13 protein-coding genes are annotated in these 19,646 nt (G+C 54.3%); 7 read left to right on the forward strand and 6 right to left on the reverse strand.

From position 1 onward, the window contains the following. Nucleotides 1–75: 75 nt before the first annotated feature. Nucleotides 76–1,167, reverse strand: a complete 1,092-nt coding sequence (locus HPY30_12345; protein QYZ66701.1) for an aminopeptidase — start codon at nucleotides 1,165–1,167, stop codon at nucleotides 76–78. 106 nt (nucleotides 1,168–1,273) lie between these two features. On the opposite strand from HPY30_12345, the gene HPY30_12350 reads away from it, so the two are divergent. After that, on the forward strand, nucleotides 1,274–2,176 hold the full coding sequence (locus HPY30_12350; protein QYZ66702.1) for a D-hexose-6-phosphate mutarotase: 903 nt from the start codon (nucleotides 1,274–1,276) through the stop codon (nucleotides 2,174–2,176). 153 nt (nucleotides 2,177–2,329) lie between these two features. Further along, nucleotides 2,330–3,091 (forward strand): hypothetical protein, encoded by a 762-nt coding sequence (locus HPY30_12355; protein QYZ66703.1) that lies wholly within the window; start codon nucleotides 2,330–2,332, stop codon nucleotides 3,089–3,091. Here HPY30_12355 and HPY30_12360 read toward each other — a convergent pair. From HPY30_12360 to argE, 3 genes are all read right to left on the reverse strand, one after another. After that, nucleotides 3,057–5,093 carry an MMPL family transporter gene (locus HPY30_12360; GenBank protein ID QYZ66704.1) on the reverse strand — a complete coding sequence of 679 codons (2,037 nt, stop codon included), beginning with the start codon at nucleotides 5,091–5,093 and terminating at the stop codon, nucleotides 3,057–3,059. The genes HPY30_12355 and HPY30_12360 overlap by 35 nt on opposite strands. Nucleotides 5,094–5,241: 148 nt before the next feature. After that, entirely contained in the window at nucleotides 5,242–6,576 is a 1,335-nt protein-coding gene (gene argA, locus HPY30_12365) for an amino-acid N-acetyltransferase (protein QYZ66705.1), read from the reverse strand. Nucleotides 6,577–6,773: 197 nt separating this feature from the next. Further along, complete coding sequence (argE, locus tag HPY30_12370; protein ID QYZ66706.1) at nucleotides 6,774–7,919, reverse strand: acetylornithine deacetylase; 1,146 nt, start codon at nucleotides 7,917–7,919, stop codon at nucleotides 6,774–6,776. Between the two features lie 133 nt (nucleotides 7,920–8,052). Between argE and HPY30_12375 the strand changes: the two genes are divergently transcribed. From HPY30_12375 to HPY30_12390, 4 genes are all read left to right on the forward strand, one after another. Beyond that, entirely contained in the window at nucleotides 8,053–8,781 is a 729-nt protein-coding gene (locus HPY30_12375; protein ID QYZ66707.1) for a hypothetical protein, read from the forward strand. Nucleotides 8,782–8,897: 116 nt separating this feature from the next. Continuing rightward, entirely contained in the window at nucleotides 8,898–10,475 is a 1,578-nt protein-coding gene (locus HPY30_12380; protein ID QYZ66708.1) for a hypothetical protein, read from the forward strand. Between the two features lie 23 nt (nucleotides 10,476–10,498). Further along, complete coding sequence (locus HPY30_12385) at nucleotides 10,499–13,093, forward strand: pentapeptide repeat-containing protein (GenBank protein QYZ66709.1); 2,595 nt, start codon at nucleotides 10,499–10,501, stop codon at nucleotides 13,091–13,093. A gap of 239 nt (nucleotides 13,094–13,332) precedes the next feature. Then, nucleotides 13,333–13,740 carry a PilZ domain-containing protein gene (locus tag HPY30_12390; GenBank protein QYZ66710.1) on the forward strand — a complete coding sequence of 136 codons (408 nt, stop codon included), beginning with the start codon at nucleotides 13,333–13,335 and terminating at the stop codon, nucleotides 13,738–13,740. A 339-nt stretch (nucleotides 13,741–14,079) separates the two neighbouring features. On the opposite strand, the gene HPY30_12395 is transcribed toward HPY30_12390, so the two are convergent. Both HPY30_12395 and HPY30_12400 read right to left on the reverse strand, forming a co-directional pair. Further along, nucleotides 14,080–15,240, reverse strand: a complete 1,161-nt coding sequence (locus HPY30_12395) for a ribonucleotide-diphosphate reductase subunit beta (GenBank protein QYZ66711.1) — start codon at nucleotides 15,238–15,240, stop codon at nucleotides 14,080–14,082. Between the two features lie 67 nt (nucleotides 15,241–15,307). Then, complete coding sequence (locus HPY30_12400) at nucleotides 15,308–18,175, reverse strand: ribonucleoside-diphosphate reductase subunit alpha (protein QYZ66712.1); 2,868 nt, start codon at nucleotides 18,173–18,175, stop codon at nucleotides 15,308–15,310. 664 nt (nucleotides 18,176–18,839) lie between these two features. Between HPY30_12400 and HPY30_12405 the strand changes: the two genes are divergently transcribed. Continuing rightward, nucleotides 18,840–19,415 carry a hypothetical protein gene (locus HPY30_12405; protein ID QYZ66713.1) on the forward strand — a complete coding sequence of 192 codons (576 nt, stop codon included), beginning with the start codon at nucleotides 18,840–18,842 and terminating at the stop codon, nucleotides 19,413–19,415. Nucleotides 19,416–19,646: the final 231 nt, after the last annotated feature.

The following is a 19,646-nucleotide window of genomic DNA, read 5'->3' on the forward strand; positions in this document are numbered from 1 at the left end:
TCAAGCGTTGCGGATCAGGCAAAACGATTTGATACAATTTTCGATATTTGCCGGCTCCGCTATGCTTGAGCCGGTCTACAGTTTGTCGGTTAGGGCTGCCATGCGTTCCGTTTCAGACTGTCTGGAGAGCTTGGCGCAGGCCTGATAGAAAGCAATCCAGTCCCGGTTTTGCTGTTCAAAGAGGTCGAGAAAGCCGGGTACCAGTCGATAATAGGTGGCAATTTGTGCCAGAGAGGCATTGTTGATGGGCTTGTCAAACCAGCGGTCGTAACGCCCGAGGCCATTCCAGCGATGTTTCAGCTGCTGATAGTCCTGGCGTAATTGGGTGAACAGCCTGGCCTTGCGGTTGCGCATTTCAGATTCCGTCATCTCCATTCCATAGAGTGTTTCCAGTGCGTTGCGGGTCTGCAGCAGGAGGGCTGTGAATTCCTGATGCCGAAACTGCTGTTGTTGCCAGGCCGAGGTGGTTTTCTGCTTCGTGCGCAGCCACTGATCCACGCCTAATTGGGCCACCGCTGTGGCAAAGGCTTCGTTGAAGGCGCTGTCACCCTGCAGATAGAGTTGCTGATGGGCCAGTTCGTGGAATATGAGTTGTGCGAGGCTGGTTTCGGGCCAATGGATCACCGTGCTGGGCAATGGATCGTCGAACCAGCCGAGGGTTGAATAAGCGGGTACATCTACGATAGTGGCATCCAGCCCTTCGTCCCTTAGTTGACTGGCGTAGGTTTTCGCCTCGGTTTTGCTGAAATATCCACGGTAGCTGGCGCAGCCCACTATTGGGTAACACCACTGTTTTGGGTGAATCGAGAACTCCGGTGCGGCAACGACACTCCACACCACAGCCTTGCGTTGCAGATCGGCATAACTGCGATAACTCCTGTTTTCCGGCAGTTTCAGCGTTTGGCTGGCAAAGTCCCGCAGGGTTTCAGTCAGCTGAAGCCTTTGCTTCAGCAGTGGATCGGTCTGTGGATTTGCCAGCAGGTCGCTGATAGATTCAGTGCGCTGCAGCAAATCCAGATGTCCCTGGATCGACTGGGCGTAGTACCCAATGCTGGAGCAACCGGAGAGCAGCAGTGCTATCAGCAGCGTGGCAGGCAGGTTTAAGTATGGGGAAAACAGTGTTCGAACTCGCTCTCTACTCCGGTATGTGCTCGATAGTATACGCATGACGAGTAGAGGCTTCCTGCCAAACACAGGGTTCTCTGATGGAGGTCCTCGAGCCTGATATGCCATAATCCTCCATGAAAAATTTCTGGGATAGCAGGTGAATAAGATGAGTGTTGATCAACTGAACAGTGAGTACGCGATCGAGAACCAGCTGAAGTTTGTCGATGGGGAGGGCGGTTTTCCATTTATTGAAATCGACAATGGAAAGGCAACGGCCCTGATCTCTCCCTATGCGGGACAAGTGCTCTCTTTTTGTCCGGCCGGCGAATCCCAGGACCTTCTGTTTCTCAGTGACCAGGCCTACTACCAGGATGGAAAGGCCATCAAAGGCGGCATCCCTATCTGCTGGCCCTGGTTCGGTTCCGATCCTGAAGGTTTGGGCCGGCCCGGTCATGGGTTTGTGCGCAACCGCGACTGGTCGGTAGTGTCTACTGATGCAACCAGCGAAGGTGACACCAGGGTGGTGCTGGGTCTGGTTGATACAGAGGAGACCAAGGCTATCTGGCCCCACGCTTTCAGGCTGAATATCGAGATCACGGTAGGCAACAGTCTGACTGTGGAACTGGTCACCCGCAATACGGGTGAGCAGACATTTACCATCACCCAAGCGTTTCACACCTATTTCAGAATAGGGGATATCGCCAGGGTGAAGGTGCTGGGGTTGGAGGGGCTTGATTACCTGGATAAAACCGACAGTGGCGTGGAAAAGACCCAGGCAGGTGAAATCACTATCTCTTCAGAGGTGGATCGTATCTATATGGATGCTCCAGATGAGCTGGTAATAGACGATGAGGCCCTGAGTCGGCGGATTCACATCAGCAGCGCAGGCAGCCGGACTGCGGTGGTGTGGAACCCGTGGGCGGAAATCTCCAGGGACATGGCCGACCTGGGTGATGAGGATTTTCAGCGCCTGCTGTGCGTGGAAACCGCCAATGCCGCGAGTGAAACCGTCGAGCTTCCGCCGGGTAGTGAGAGCCGGGTGCTTGCCCGCTACCGGGTATCCTCATAAGAGCAGTGTTCAAACCCTCTTTCGATTCTGGCATATACTGAGCAGTATATCCGTGACGAATAGAGGCTTCTAAGCCGATACAAACTGAATCCTGGAGTTGGATCTGCCAAGGGAGGCATTGATAGAAGTATCTGACCTTTGTGGGGATGAATCATGTATTGGATCAAACTGCGTTTTTTACTTGTTGGGCTGGCCTTTCTGTTGGTCGGCGGTTGCCCATTTACCGACTCAGACGATGGCACAGTCAGCACCACGATTGCGTTGACGACTGCGGACAAACCCGATGTGGCGCCCTGTCCCACGCAGGATATCCTGGCCGACCAGGCAACCCTCGATGAATTGAAAAATGTATTGGTGAATGGCGCGCTCGTCTATCTCGATGTCCCCTTCGATGGTGGTGATCCGGATATTTATTCAAAGAAGTGTGGCCTGGATGCGTTTTGGAATCCGGCGGACAATATCGATATGGTGGCGCCGGGCGATGTGGGTATGACGGCCCTGACGCTTGCCCAGTATTATCAGCTCGGCAATGCCGGTATCTGTGCTGCCGGTTTTAACAATGGCAGCTTCGGCAACGGGGAGGGTTTTCCTGTTGCAGGCACCTACCGCAAAGAGATCAAAGCGACCCTTGCAGGTTTTACCTATCACCTGCGATTCAGACTGGTCGTCACAGGCACATCAGCGGGCAATCTCTTTGCCGATGAAGGCATTGTAGTGCCGCAGGATATGGAGAACACCCTCGTATATGAGGTGGATGGCGTTGTGACTGCCCATGCAGATCTCTACAGCACTATCGTCGATGCCTTTCTGGCGGGTGGAGGCGCCCCGACCGTGGTGCTGACAATCAAACCGAACGGGGCAGGGGCGGAAATCCTGCGGGTCAGTATCGAGCTGATCTGTGTCTCCAAAGCCTGATAATCGCCGGGGTAAGAGTGAGACTGCACAGCAGTGCGAGGGTGAGGCCCACTGCCAACAGACCGCCGAGTTCCCTGTTGACCTGAATGGTCGACAGGGAGAGTGCCGCCGTGCAGGTGGCAATAACGGCGGTGGTTGCCAGTAGCGCAGGGCCTGCCCGTAAAGCGCCGCTTTGCAGTCGTCTCTGGAGGGAGCGTTTGCTATGCCGTAACGGCCATAGCAGATGCAGGGTGTAGTCCACAGCCAGGCCGATATAGATAACCGGCAGCAGCATCATGCCCAGGCTCCAGGGAATGCCTGCATGGCCCATTACTCCGCCGATCAACAGGGCTGGCAACAGCAGAGCGATCAACGCCGGTACAATGTTGGCTGTGTTGCCACCGAAGGCCCAGAGAAGGGTAACCATGATGATCGCCAGTGTTCCGATCAGACCCATCATGCCCGCTTTGGCACCCAGTTGTTCCATGCGATGGTAGTCGTAACCTGTGCCGCCGAACCAGAGACGGTGATGAGACAATACCGTGTGGTCGAAATGTCTCAGCCAATCGATGAGTTCGCTGTGGCGCTGGAATGAGTGGGGGGCGAAATGTAGCTGCACCCGTGCGGTGGCACTGTCGGGTTTGAACCAGTCTGAGAGCGCTGCTTCTTCTGTGCCGGGTTTCGGCGCCGTAGCTGTTTCCACCCCTGCCGCAAACGGCAGAACCATTTTCGTTTCGGGCCATGTTTTTGCGTAGTTCCTTATTGCCCTGGCTGCATTCAGGAGAGCCATCCTGTCTGCGCCTGCATCGTCCGTGGCCTCGATGAAAACATCTACGGGCCGCAGGTCAGTTCTACTCACCTTGGAAAGTTTGTAGATCTCTTTTTCAAGTGTATGGGACGGGTGAAAAAGACTAGGAAAGCGTACTGTCAGTTGCAGTGACGGCAGCCCTGAAAGGGCGAGGCAGAGTAGTGTGACCCATGCTGTCAGGACCCGTTTCGCATGGTGTTGCGAATAGCGGACTGCCTGCAGCGCAAGATACCTTGGCCAGTTTGGGACGGGTCGAAACCTGATTCCGGTAGAGAGAAAAAGTGTTCCGGAAACAAAAGTCAGCAGATAGGCCAGTAGCGCGCCAATGCCTGCCCAGATTCCCAGATCATGCAGTAAGGGAGAATCCTCCTGTAGCGCCAATATGAGCAGTGCGCCGGCGGTGGTGAGGGTGGTCAGCAGACAGGGATGGGCCAACGCCCTAACTTCACCGCCTAAAAAAAAGGTATCGCGCTTACCCGCAAGACGGGTAGTGCGGTCGATCAGATGGATGGCATCGAGGGTTGCAATGGACCAGACGATGGGGATGAGTACCACCGCAATCAGTCCCGTGTTTCGTTCAAAGTATTGTAGCAGAAGCAGGATAAGGGTGCAGGAGATGCTGGCGACAAAGAGTGGAAAGAGCAAAGCGCTCAGGCTTCTGAAAAAGAGATAGGGGATCAGCGTCACCGAGATCAGGAGCCAGGGCAGGATGCCTCTTATATCCTCGTAGGCACTCTGCCAGGAGGCGACCCGGATCTGTGGTGTGCCGACACTAGCGGTGATGGTATCGGTAAACGCTGCAGTCGATGCCGCTATCGCCTTTTCGAGTCGGTGTGCCGCCTGCATGCTTGAATTGCCGGCGCTGATGTTGATGAGAAGCAGACGGGCATTTTGCTCGCCGATGGAGAATTGCATGACATCGGCAACATCGTCGATGGTGCTGATCTGTTGCTTTAATCTCTCGATACTGCCGGGTTCAGCCTCCGGCTTGATGCCGATGATTACCCGGTTCGGTTCTATACCGAAGATTGTCCGGATCTCTTCCAATCTGTCTTGGTCCTGGGGCGGCAGCATCTGTTCCAGGGTCGGGCGTTCATCGGGCGTGAATGAGGAGAGGTAGTAGAGACAGATCGGCACCGCCACAATTGCGGTAATCCTGCCAAACCAGATCAGCCAGTTGGGGCTCGCGAAACTATAACTCCCAGTGCCGGACACTACAGCTCCTCAATTAAGGGAAAATAGGATGCGTAGGGTGCGCCATGGGCACCAAAACAAGCTGTATTCACGTTAATCAGGGTGCGCACGACGCACCCTACCTTCTCGTGAAACATAACTCTCAGTAGCGGATACAAGATTGCCTGAATCAGCTCCCGGAAAGTTGCTTGATCAGCACCTTTGAATTGCGCTGATAGTTATACAGCTGGCGGCGTTTTATCGGCAGGGATTTCAGATCGGCGGTAACGAAACCCCGCTCCCGGAACCAATGGGCGGTATGGGTGGTGAGCAGGAAAAGCTGCCGGATGCCTTGGGCACGGGCAGTGGTCTCCATCTGTTCCAGCAGCCAGTCCCCGCGCCCGCCGTCCCGGTAGTCGGGGTGGACGACGACACAGGCCAGTTCCGCTATCTGCTCCTTGGCATAAGGGTAGAGGGCGGCGCAGGCGATGGCCATGCCGTCACGCTCCATCAGCGTGAAGCGTTCGATCTCGGTCTCCAACAGTTCCCGTGAGCGCCGCACCAGGGTCCCTTCCGCCTCCAGCGGCTCAAGCAGTTCCAGCAGGCCGCCGACATCGTCGATGGTGGCGGTGCGGGTCTCCTCATAGGGTTCTGCGGTGATCAGGGTACCTGAGCCGTCACGGGTGAAGAGTTCTTGCAACAGCGCGCCGTCACCCTTCCGGTCGAGCAGGTGGATGCGATTGACACCGCTGCGGCAGGCGGTAACCGCTGCCCGCAGATGCTGACAGATATCCTCCGCCAACCGTTTGCGCCGCGACAGGATGGTGTCCACATCCCGTGGCACCACGTTGGTGATGAGGCGCCCCCGTGAGTCGGTCAACCCTTTACCCTCTACCAGACTGATGAGCTTATCCGCCCCCAAGGCGATGGCCACGGATGCAGCGACGTCGGCGGCGCTCAGATTGAATACCTCGCCGGTCGGGGAGTAGCCGATCGGGGGGATGATGGCAATCGCACCGGTTTCCAGGCGCTGCTCGATGGCCGCGGAATCGACGCGACGAACCTCTCCGGTATGACCGTAGTCGGTACCGTTTCTAACGCCGATGGGTTTAGCAGTAACGAAGTTGCCGGAGGCTGCCCGGATACGCGCTCCTGCCATGGGAGAGTTGGAGAGTCCCATGGAGAGCAGGGCCTCGATTTCCACCCGCACGGCGCCGGCGGCCTCCTTGACGCAGGCCAGCGCTGCATCGTCGGTTACCCGCAGGCCATCGATGTACTGCATCTTTGCGCCGCGGGTCTGCAGCCGCTCTTCGACCTGGGGACGTGCACCGTGTACCAGCACCAGGCGGATTCCCAACCCCTGGAGAATGGCAAGATCGTGGATCAGGTTTGGAAAGCACCTGTCCGCCACTGCCTCTCCACCGAAACAGACGACGAAGGTGCGTCCACGGTGAGCGTGGATATAGGGGGATGCATCGCGAAACCAGGTCACGAAAGGGTCGGTTGTTTGCTTTTTGGAGACCATTTTTCTGCCTATTCAGGGTCTAGGAGGTTGTCGGATTTAACACTGTTTGGCTGCAAACCCCTGATGGCGATCAACTCAGCTTATCAAACTCGTTAAATAGGCCCACTATTCGCCTCGTTCGATAAGCTGATTTGATTCGCCCCCAGTGATTTTTGCTTCAAACGGATAAACCCGACAGCCTCCTAGCTAACAGAAGATCACAAACAGAATCTCTTCACCAGCGACTGTATCAGTTTGATTGCAGGCTGGATATGTTCAAGGGGAAGGTATTCATCGGGTTGATGGGCCTGATCGATATGGCCAGGGCCGCAGATCACTGTCTCCATGCCCATCTCGTTCAGATAGGGTCCTTCGGTGCCGAAGGCGACAGCACCCGCCGGAAAACCGGTGAGGGTCTCGACTGCCTGCACGATGGCGGCACCCTTTGGAGTCTCCATCGCCGGGATGCCATCAAAGACGGGGACCATCTTCCAGGCCAGGCCACTATCCACAAGCAGCCGATCAAGACGGGCAGATATTTCGGCCCGCAGGTCACTCAACACCATGCCCGGCAGTGGGCGCAGATCGAACTGGAGTTCGCATTGGCCGCAGATGCGGTTTGGGTTGTCGCCGCCGTGAATATGTCCGAGATTAATGGTCGGTACTTCAACTTCGAATGCAGGATTGCGATAGCGTTGCTGCAGATCGTCACGCCATTGCAGCACCTCTCCGATGACCCGGTGCATTCCCTCCAGGGCATTGATCCCCAGTGACGGGTCGCTGGAGTGGCCGGAGCGGCCGGTCAGCCGAATCGACTCCATGGAGATCCCTTTGTGGGTACGAATCGGTTTTAGTCCGGTCGGCTCGCCAATCAGTGCATGACGTCCCAGCCGGCGATGCAGGTCGACGAGTGCCTGGGCACCGCACATGGTGCTCTCTTCATCGGCGGTGGCGATCAGGGTCAGCGGCTGTTTCAGATTGTGCAATGGCAGTTCGCGGATTGCCTCGATGACAACCGCAAAGAACCCCTTCATATCGGTGGTGCCGAGGCCGTAGAAACGGTTGTCCCTTTCAACGAGCTGCAGGGGGTCGCTGTGCCACCTCTCCTCGTCGAAAGGCACGGTGTCGGTATGGCCGGAGAGCACCAGACCTTCACTGCCGCTACCTGCGCTGGCCACCAGATTGAACTTGTCCCTGTGACCTGGGATCGGCACTATCTCGATCTTGAAGCCAAGTGATTCGAGCCAGCTGCTCAAAACCTCGATTACCGGCTGATTGCCCATGTCCCACGAAGGATTGACGCTGCTTACCGAAGGCGCAGCGATCAGGGTACGGGTCATCTCCATTAGATTGGGTGTCTTCATACAATGATTCTGGATGGTTGCATCAGTCTCCGCAAGTGTGGTGAGCTAAAGTCGTTCTGATAAAATAATTCATTGTCATCTCGAACGGAGTGAGAGATATCCTTCAGCCCATTACAAAACAGGGAAAAACTCAATGCCGATGAAGGACTGGTGTTTAGCCGACGACTACGGTTTCACAGAAAAGTTGAGCGGAGCCCAATGGGCCTGGGAGTTTCTGCGGCGCAATCCAGATTACCGCAGGGAGTGGAAGATCTTCAATGAGACATGGCAACTACTTGAGGCAGCCTACGGCAGACCGCCGAACCGGGATTTCTGTGCCTGGAAGCTGGATCCAAGATCCTGGGTGGCGGCCAGTGAATGCAGTGAGAGCGACTGCCGCATCGAAGGTGACAAGGTGCTGATTGAATGCGCCATGGGTGCGCGTTGGGGTTTTTACAAGTTTCCCCCCGATCCGGTGGATGACGATCCGGTGGGCGAAGAGAGACTGGCTTGGCGGGAATTTTCAATACCGCCACGCTTGCTTGAAGAGCCTGGTGATGAATGGCGGGCAGAACAGGCGGCGATACTATTTGACTTGGCGATCCCGCTACTGGAACAGTTGGCCCAGGCCAAGCGTAGGCTGCAGATAGAACAGAGCAGGCGCATAAAGGCAGGAAAAATAGTGGCACCGAAAGTATCGGCCCAACGAGTTCTCTGGCGTCTGTGGCTTCGGCTGCTCGATGCTGTGGAGTCAGGTGCGAAAAATGAGATGATGGCACAGCAGTTGAATCTGGAAGATTTGGAAGAGCTTGCAGAGGCACTTTCTGCTGCAAACAGTATGATGGATGGAGCATACAGGCGCTGTTCGCTGTATAGCGGGTGAGGTAAGGGAGACTTGGTGGTATTGTCAGGGAGATACTTTTTGTCACAACGAATTTTATTTCTGTATGATGAAAAAGGCTATGTCGTATCTGCCTGTGCTTTGACAAGGAAAACGCCATGGAAGTGAAATTCGATAATTTTCCCAAGGAATTACACAACAGCGACTGGTATTCTCCGCAGAAGTTATCCTATAAACGCCCGTTTCTTGTTCGTCTGGTTGAAGCATCCATTCCCCCCGTCTTCCGTTCCTCTCGCGAATTTGTCGGGGCTGAACGAATTTCAATCCCTTTCGCGGCCGATCTCTATCTGTGGGTCTTCAATTGGAGCGGTATTGAAGATGCCAAAGATGCGATGGCCTTTGTCTGGGACACACCAAGACATACCTTTCTGGTTGATTTCCGTAACGAGACTTTCTTCGATGTGATCAGGGAGGTCTATTCCAAACAGGTTAACAATGAGCAGCACTCTTTAGCCTACCTTGCACTCTATTTCGAAACCGCAGCAGTCAGGAGAGAGCGGCAGAGCCTCGTCTTGAGCCTGGAAGATGTACGGCAACCTGAAAATATTGAGCAGGAACGTTGGAATGGCCTGCTTGAGAGAGCATCAGAGAGCAATGTTCCAGTAGTTATTGATCGAGAGAGGAATGCAATTTACCAGGTAACCTTGAAGTATTCTGAAAACTCACTTCCTCTTCCAGATTATGACCTTCTTATAGAGGATTGTGTATTTGCACAAGATACAACATCGGTCAATGTGGTTGGATTGGAGCAGCTATGGTGTGCACCGGCGCTTCATCTTCTCGATAAGTCGTCTTCAAAGCATCGATCAGAAAACAATGAGGAGTCCAAGCGTATCTTGAAGCGCCTGGAAAGCTGGCGTCCGCCAGATGTTGAATCAAATGTAGAAGAGGTTTTACGTGAAGCGTTAGTAAACTTTAAGCGACGATACGCTGAACATCGGTGGGTTGAGATATGGCCATCGAACGATGATGAAATACTGAGGGGTGAAGCGCGGGAGCTTTTTGCCTACATCAACGAACGTTGTCTTGATTACCACATTCCTGATGCTTGGTCGCAGTCGCCGGGGGCAGATGATATAGGAGATGAATTACGTGTTTTACGCAAGACACTCTCATTCTATAACGGACACAGGCATTACGAAATAATCGACCGGCGGGGAGGCTATCCCCGGCGAACTGAGATGCTTTTTGCAATCGCGGATTCTGAAGTTCCTGAAGGTGTCGACCACCTTGTACCGCTCAATGGTATGTCGGCCACGCTTCATAAGCTAAATGCTGCCTACGGACTCAATCTGGACAGCACAACTGCTACGGAGTATCTCGATTTCTTTTGTGACATGGTACATGGTGATGAAGGCCCGTTTCATATTGTGGAATCGATAGACGATGCAAAGTGGCGCTGCCACTCAAAGGATCAACGCGATGTGCTGTCGGATATTATAAGACCGATTAGGGTCTGGCCCGTCAGTGATCCTGACAAGGGTTTTATGGTCGCAGATGCCTTCCTGACCTATTCAGATAACTTTTTTCATGCATGTTTTCATGTCTATCCTGATGGGAGTGTCGCTATGGATGATGATACGCCGGTGATGGGGCGTTTAGGTATGGCGCCGGAACTCTTCACCACGAAGACGCATTTTCTCCTGCGTCTACCTCGTGATTTTGTGCTGCCATAACCAGAATACTATTTGAGACGATAATGACTGAGTCCACGCCTGTTTCCAACGAGATTATCGATGCGGATATGTTTGTCGCAGCGCTAAGGCGGGGCGATATGGCTGAGATTGAACATAAGCGTGTGCGCGGCGCCGTCCAGTTTCGTGGAGAAAGCATAACTTTTCCAATGCGGGCGTTGTATACCTGCTTTGAGGGTGAAGTTGACTTTACCGGCGCGAGGTTTGAAGGGGGCGCCGATTTCTCCGGTTGTACATTTTCAAAAACAGTTGCCTTTCGAAATGTCAGGGTCGTAGGGGATTTTATTCTCGATGATGTGGATGTTTTGGATATGCCCTCTTTGTGGGGTAAGCGTCTTCTCGATGCAGTTTCGCTTGATTTGAATGGACTGCAGGTTGAAGGAAATTTTGTTTTGAACCGTACCACGGTCCATGGAACAGTTTTGGCAAAGGGTCTTCAGGTAGAGCAGAATGCGAGTATCCGTGGATGTGAAATCAACTCGCCAGATCCAAAGAAAACAAATGCCGTTACCCTCGACAATGCGCAGATTGGCGGGAATTTTGATTTTGGCTGTTGGGCGCAACATGGATCACTTTATGGTAAGAACGGAGCTTATCGAGAGTCCCTGGTCAGAGGGGGTGTCAGCGCAACCAATATTCGGGTTCAAGGGACAGTCAATATAATCGGACTACAGGTTCTTGGTGACTTATCCTGCTGGGGTTCAGTTTTCGAGAGTACTGTATTTATAAAGCCTTTCATGAAACAGGCGAATGATGGCTTCAGCATGGTTGCGCATACCGCGGTCAGTGGAACGCTAAATTTTTCTGCGGCAAAAATTTCCGGGCATTTAGAGATAGAGAGTGCGCGTGTTAATGGCATGCTAAGTTTGTTGTCGTTGGAATCCGGGACTATTGTTTTAGGCATATATGGATATCCATCCCCTGCGGAAGCTGGACCCTGCATACTGGGTGGACTAACACTGAAAAATGCGCGAATACATGGCGATGTTGGAATGCCAATGCTCGTTGTCTCCGGCAAGGATCGTACCGCAGGTTCTCCAGGACTCTTTATCAATGGCGCCGATATTGAAGGTGACATTCTTTTCTGGCGTAGCACATTGCAGTATAAAAATAGTGCTGGTGGCTCAAATCATTCGATCGATTTTCTTTCCGAAGGCGCATACGTTGGGGGGCATCTTGAAATATGTCAATCGAACATCCGTGGTGAGTGTGACTTCGTCAATATTACCGTGGCCGGAGCGATCAGGTTAAACGATAGCCACATTGCTGGTGATATCGCCTTTCGTTCGCGGACAACACTGCTTGCCGCGTATAAAACACCAAAGATGGTGCGGGATCGCCTGCCAAACAGTGATACGAAATTACGTCGTGCGACAGCTGCAAATCTTGACCTGACCATGGTTCGTTGTGATAACGACATCGACCTCACCGGCCTGGATATTATCTCGGAACGACCGGATGCAGAGTATGCAGACGAACTTCTCGATGGGGTCAAGGTCGGCTGTGTGGTGGCGAGAGGGCTTCAGGCACAAGGTGAAGTTGAACTCTTTGCCATCAACGATGAGTTTAGTGTTACGGACAGTGTAAACATACCAGGCGCGGCCGACTTCAGGTATCTGAAAGCGTTTCGGTTTGTGATTTCACACAAGAGTTTTGATGCTGAAACATTCAAAGAGTGTGATATCGATAGAATTGGCCTGCGTTTGACATCGGCTGAACTCGGCGAATTAAGGATCGAGGCGCGAAGGAAAGAAAACAAACGATGGCAGCGTCTTTTCGGTGGAAGAACAGAGAGTTTCCCCCGTCCACTGCATCTGCAGGATCTCTCGGTGCGTGCCTGGGATATTCGAAACTATGAGCAGACGGACAAGTTTCAGACGCTGCTCTCCTGTGATCCCATGTTCAGGCGCGATACCTATGTGAGGTCGGAACAGTCCGTTCGAAATGCTGGGCATGAGAGTGAAGCCAATGCAATCTACCGTGCTGCCCAGCAGCGCGCGCGCCGTCAGGTGTGGCGGGATGCCTGGCGCAGTAAATGGTGGTTTTTTCGTCTGCCCCTGGAGTCTCTGCGAGGGGTTTTTCTGCACCTGCCTTTTGCTTACTTGCTCGGTTACGGCACTACGCCGCTACGGCTTCTTCTGGTCATCGGTGTGGTTTGGGGGCTGATGATGCCCCTCTATTTTACGCGTGAAAATTTTGAACCCAGTCTCGCATATCGTGAGGTGCGTTCTGCAGAGGGACTCGATCCTCTCAAGATACCGCCAGCGATTATATGGCAGGACGCAACGCCGTTCTTTATGTCGCTGCGTTATCATATTCCTATCATTGGGCTTGTGGCCCGGGATGAATGGGAGCTGGCAGAGGAGTCGGGCCTCCACCTATTCTGCAAAACGTCACCACTGAAGAGCGGCGACAGTGATTTGCAGGATGTAGATGAAAAGTCAAAACGTGATGGTCCTCTGCAGTCTGTAGCAAGCAACCCGGATTGCCGGTTAAACACCTCACTAACACCAAAGGATGTAGGGATTCTTATCTCACTGCTCAATTGGGCGTTATGGCCCCTGGTGCTGACATTCAGTATCAGGAAGATGCTGCGGTGATTTAATCTCTCATGGGTGTGATTTTACAAGGATTGATGCGAGCCGCCGCTCCTAAAGTTTAAATATGCTGTCTGATTGCACGTCTTGATAGACGGGTGTGTGAGGTGCTGACCTTGAAAATCGTCCCAAGCTTTGCTTTCCTTAAGGTAGATACCCATTGAGCAATATGTTTTTTCCCGGCGGGGGATGAGAGGAGCCTGCTGGAGAATAGGCCTTCGTACGAGCAAGCAAGATTCAGCATGCGTCACTTCATTCGGCATCCATCCGACATACCCATCGATTTCGATTTGGGTGAGATTGCCGCTGACAACCATGATTGTCTGAAAAACATCAGTGACGGAGGGCTCTGCTTCATCGCAAATCAATGGATTGCTCCCGGTACCGTTATCCACGTGGCCATCTCCATAACACCGCCGGAGTTCCATGCATCAGGGACAACTGTCTGGTGCAAGGAGCAGGAAGAGTGTTATGAGGTTGGCGTGAGATTTGATGATGCGGGTGATGAGTTTGCCTTGCGCATGGTGGAGCAGGTCTGCCACATCGAACAGTACAAACAGGATGTGCTGAAAAAAGAGGGGCGGCGGCTTACCGGTGAGCAGGCAGCGATAGAGTGGATAGAACGCTACGCGGCGGCATTTCCCCGCTGATCCCCTTCGTAGTTTGGCCCGCTTGGCGTGGGGTCAGTGCGGCGTGATGCTTTCCCCGCCCGGAAAGTGGCGACTGGAGTCCGGATGCGGAGACGCCGCTACGTGCAGTTGCCGAGTTTGCAGGTGCGTACGCCCACACACCGGACACTCATAACGAGACTGTTCGGTGGTGGTATCCCGCAGGGATTCAGTCTGTACCATCACGGATGAGCAGTGCGAACATAACATGAAAATCTCCCCTTGATTGTGAAGGGATCGAAGTCAAATTAGACCCCGTCCACCTAAGAAATTAAAAAGGCATCCCTGCCGATAACGCTCCGTGACTACTAACTCTTTGACTTATTCCCAGTTCAGTGCGCCACCGGTCTGATATTCGGTGACACGGGTTTCGAAGAAGTTCTTCTCCTTGCGCAGGTTGGCCTGTTCGTCGAGCCAGGGCAGGGCGCTCTCGGCGCCGGGAAAAGGTTCTTCAATCCCGAGCTGACGCGCCCGGCGGTTGGCGATGAAGCGGAACTGTTCGATGTGATCCTCTTTCGAATAACCGAGAATCGGATCCTTGAGAATATAACCTGCGTATCCTGTCTCAGCTTCCAGCGCCTCGTCCCACATCTCGCGGACCGCTTTGGGATCGAGCTGTATGCCCTCTTCAAACATAATCTGTTTCACCACGCGGATGCCGAAGGAGGCGTGCAACACTTCGTCGCGCATGATGTACTGCAGCTGCTCTGCGGTGCCCTTCATCAGCCCCCGGCGCTGTAGGGCGAAGATCGGGCTGAAACCGTTGTAGAACCAGCAGCCTTCGAAGATGCCCGCGAAGAAGATATAGGCCATGACGAAGTTCTGTAGCTCGTCGGGATCCCGCAGATTGATGTCGGCGCGCAAGATCGAGGCGAGACGGCGGTTGGTGATCTGGATCTTACGGTTGATCTCCGGCACAACGCGATAGCGGTTGTAGATCTCCCCCTGGTCGAGGCCGATGGTCTCGATGCAGTGCTGGTAAGTCCAGGTGTGCAGCGCCTCCTCATAGACCTGGCGGGCCTGGTAGATTTGCAACTCGGGTGCGGACATCTTCTCCATCACCGCCAGGCCTATGTTGCGCATCGCCAGGATGTCGGAGGTGGTCAGGTAGGAGAGCACGTTTTCGTAGACGTGGCGCTCCTCCAGCGTCAGGTTGTGGTGGTAGTCATGCACATCCTGCGCCATGTTGATATCCAGCGGCGTCCAGTGGTTCTTGTTGCCGTTGAGGAAATAGTCCCAGGCCCAGGGGTATTTGAATGGCGCCAGCTGGTTGATATCGGTCAAACCGTTGATGACGCGTTTGTCATCCGGGTTGACCGGTTTAATATCCAGATTCATCGCTGCCTCGGCCGGCATCTCCGTTGTTGCGGTTGCGACAACGGCTTCCGGTGTCTGCAACTCGCTATCCACGGTTGCCCCAGCCTGTGGCGCAGGATTGGCTGACGCCACCGGCGCTGTCAATGGATCGTCCCAGTTCAGCATAATGAAGCCCCCTTAAAAATCCGATTCAAGTCTGTTACCTGAAACCTGTTACCTGCCACCTTCTGAATCATTGGCACGCCTCGCAGTCCGGATCGAGGATCGAGCAGACCTTGGGCGCCTCTGTCTCAGTGCCTGCCTGACCGCTACCGCCAGCCACGCTGGTCTTCTCCGCAGCAGTGGCACCGATGGAGCGCAGGTAGTAGGTGGTTTTGAGACCGCGCACCCAGGCCAGCTTGTAGAGGTTGTCCAACTTTTTGCCTGAGGGTTCCGCCATATAGAGGTTCAGGGACTGGCCCTGGTCGATCCATTTCTGGCGGCGGGAACCCGCCTCTATGAGCCAGCGCGCATCCATCTCGAAGGCGGTGGCGTAGAGCGCCTTCAGCTCTGCCGGGATGCGGTCGATGGGTTGCAGGCTGCCATCGTAGTATTTGAGATCGTTGACCATGACCTCGTCCCATAGATCCTGCTTTTTCAGATCATGTACCAGGTAGGCATTGACCACGGTGAACTCGCCGGAGAGGTTCGATTTGACGAACAGATTCTGGTAGGTGGGTTCGATAGACTGACTCACACCACAGATGTTGGAGATGGTGGCGGTGGGTGCGATGGCCATGCAGTTTGAGTTGCGCATCCCCTGGGTGGTCACCTTCTGGCGCAGGTGATCCCAATCGAGGGTCTGGCTTTCGTCGACCTGGAGGTAGTCGCCGCGGCTCTCCTTGAGTTTTTTCATAGAGTCGATGGGCAGGATGCCCTGGCTCCACAGAGAACCTTCGTAAGTGGAGTAGCGGCCGCGCTCTGCCGCCATGTCTGAAGATGCCTGGATGGCGTAGTAGCTCACTGCCTCCATGGAGCGGTCGGCAAAGTCGAGGGCCTGCTCCGAAGAGTAGGGGATGCGCTGTTTGTAGAGCGCATCCTGGAAACCCATGATGCCCAACCCAACCGGGCGGTGACGAAGGTTGGAATTTCTCGCCTGGGGCACACTGTAGTAGTTATAGTCGATGACATTGTCGAGCATGCGCATGGCGGTGGTGACGGTCTTCTCCAGCTTCGCCAGATCGAGGCCGTTCTCATCGACATGGGCAGGCAGGTTGACCGAACCCAGGTTGCAGACTGCGATCTCTTTGTCGTTGGTGTGCAGGGTGATCTCGGTGCAGAGATTGGAGCTGTGCACCACGCCCATGTGCTGATTGGTGTAGCGGATATTGCAGGGGTCCTTGAAGGTCACCCAGGGGTGCCCGGTCTCGAACAGCATGCCGAGCATCTTGCGCCACAGGTCCACCGCCTTCACGGTCTTGAAGATCTTGATCCCGCCCTTGGCCGCCTTCTCTTCGTAAGCGTTGTAGGCAGTTTCGAAGTCGTTGCCGGTGAGGTCGTGCAGATCCGGTGTCTCGTTGGGGGTAAACAGGGTCCAGTCGCCCTCTTCGGCCACGCGTTTCATGAACAGGTCCGGGATCCAGTTGGCGGTGTTCATGTCGTGGGTGCGGCGGCGCTCGTCACCGGTATTTTTGCGTAGTTCCAGGAACTCCTCGATGTCGATGTGCCAGGTCTCCAGGTAGGCGCAGACCGCACCTTTGCGCTTACCGCCCTGGTTGACCGCCACAGCGGTGTCGTTGGCCACCTTGAGGAAGGGAACCACGCCCTGAGACTTGCCGTTGGTGCTCTTGATATGGGCACCCAGGCCGCGCACACGAGTCCAGTCGTTACCCAGGCCGCCGGCGAACTTGGAGAGTAGGGCGTTGTCCTTGATGGAGCTGTAGATGCCGTCCAGGTTGTCGGGCACGGTGGTCAGGTAGCAGCTGGAGAGCTGTGGCCGCAGGCTGCCGGAGTTGAACAGGGTCGGCGTGGAACTCATGAATCTGAAAGATGAGAGCAGTTCATAGAACTCGATGGCACGATCCTCGCGGTCGATCTCGTTGATTGCCAGTCCCATGGAGACGCGCATGAAGAAGGCCTGAGGCAGTTCGAAGCGCACGCCGTCCTCACTGTGGATGAAGTAACGGTCGTAGAGCGTCTGCAGGCCCAGGTAGGCGAACTGCAGGTCGCGCTCCGGCTTGATGGCAGTGCCAAGCCGATCGAGGTCGTATTGACCGAGACGGGTGTCGAGCAGTTCCAGCTCCCCTGCACGATGGATATAGGACTTGAAGTAGTCGCTGTAGCATGCGCCCATCTCGGCTTGGGTGCCGACGTTGTTCTCCTGACCGAGGAAGCCGAGTGCCTCGCGGCGCAGGATGTCCAATAGCAGACGGGCGGCGACCTGGGAGTAGTTGGGCTCCTGGTCGATCAGGGTGCGCGCGCTCATTACCAGCGCCTGGGAGACATCGGCCTCTTTTACACCGTCGAACAGGTTGCGGCAGGTATCGTCCAGGATCGCTTCGGCCTCCACCTCTTCCAGACCGTTGCAGGCCTCCTCAACCAGAGAGCGAAGCCTGCTGATGTCGAGCGGACGGGTGCTGCCGTTAGTCAGGGTGATCTTGACCAGATGTTCCGGGGGCAGACCTCCTTCAGCCGCCTTCAGTGCTGCCTCTTCCGAGCGCTTCTGATTCTGCTGCTCGCGGTAGAGTACGTAGGAGCGGGCGATCTTGTGCTCGCCGGAGCGCATCAGGGCCAGTTCCACCTGATCCTGGATATCCTCGATATGTACCGTTCCACCGGCTGGCGTACGGCGGGCCAGGGCAACAGCAACCTGATGGGTAAGTTCCTTGACAGTGTCGTGGATGCGGCCTGAAGCGGCCGCGCTGCCACCCTCGACCGCAAGAAAAGCCTTGGTTACCGCGACAGAGATCTTGCCGGCATCAAAATGGGTGACCTTGCCGTTACGGCGGATGACCTGGAATGTACCACTGTTGCCAGAAGCGGTTTCCGGAGCGAGTGATTCCTGGACGGTCGGCGGTAGGGTGTCGGATGCAATATCATTCTGGCTGGCTTCGGTGACCATGTCTCCTCCTGGCTGTGTCGGGCATACACACTTGTTCGGGTTCAGTTTGAATTCGGGGAGCAGTCCCGGTTTCTCGTTGGAAGGCGGGAAATGCTTAATAACTATTGCTCTGTTACATAGCGTCCATTCTTTATTGGCCGTGCAACCTAGCAGGCCGTTTTTGTGTCCTGTGTGATCGATATGAAGCGATCTGTTAAACACAATATATATGCAAAATTTAAAGTGTCAACCACAATATGTTGTGTATTGGGGTGGGTATAAGCTTGTGTAAGTTGTGTGCAGGTTGTGGATAACTTTTAATCCAGAGCAAGCATTATTTTGAAAATCATCTGCTTAGCTCTGTGTATGAAATTTATCCCCAGACGAGGACTAAAGACGGGGAAATAGGGACAAAAAAATTTAGCGCCCGGCAGGAAACAGATACCCCGCCACGAAATGCATGCTGCGACGACTCCTGGGTAGGCATATCGCGGCGGGGTGTTTATTACATGCGGCTGGTTGGCAGGTCAGAGGGGGTGTGAAATGGATCATGCTTTTATCCGTGAATCGGGAAATAGCATCCTGAACAAGGTATAGATTTATCCTGTGTTGCCGCAAACAGATAACGATAAAGCAATGTTTGTTGAGCAATATTCCGAATAAAGATGGAGATGGGGAATTGGATATGCGGTCGATTCTATATGTTAGTGCAAATCTTTTTTCGGGTTTGGAGCTTGGGGATTGTCTGAATCGGGCAGGGTGTCGTCTCCTTGATGTTGCCCGTCCCAATAGCGATATTCTTGCCTGGGTGTTGCGTGAGCAGCCTGATCTGCTCCTGATCGATGTGGACACCCCCTCTTCAGCGCTGCTTGAATCGCTGGAGGTTGTGGTCTCGGTGTCGGCTTTGCCGGTGGTAATGTTGAGCCGCAACAGGGACGGTCATCTGATTCAACGCGCGATCAATGCCGGTGTGACCAGTTATGAAGTCGGTACAATCTGGCAAGTAGAGCTGGGTGTGATTATCGAGGCGGCCATTGCGGGGTTTGAGCGGTTGCAGAATCTGACGCAGGCAATGGAGAGTGCGCGTGTCAAGTTGGCGGAGAGTTATCGTATCGACCGTGCCCGCAGCCATCTGATGATGAGGATGGGTATCGCCGAGGAAGAGGCAAGGGTCAAACTGCTGTTACTCGCCAGAGAGCGTCAACGGCGTTTGGTTGATGTGGCGGACAGTGTGCTCACCGCCCCTCTGGCGATGGTGTGAAGATCATGTTTACGAAGTTCGCACCAGCTATTGATTGAATAATCAGTCAATCATGAATTATTAATAGTTGTTGGCTTTGCCTGTTGGATTGCGTATCTTTGTCGTTTGCGTCCTGAGTGGCGCAGAGGTATGCATATCTGGAATCCAGCGGTAGTGCCCCTGTTGGGCTATTTTGTCAGTTCCGGCAAAGACGTGAATTCCAGAGTGTTAAAGAAAAATTATTAGCGTCTG

The sequence above is a fragment of the Gammaproteobacteria bacterium (ex Lamellibrachia satsuma) genome (genome assembly GCA_019623805.1).
Classification (GTDB): domain Bacteria; phylum Pseudomonadota; class Gammaproteobacteria; order Chromatiales; family Chromatiaceae; genus QGON01.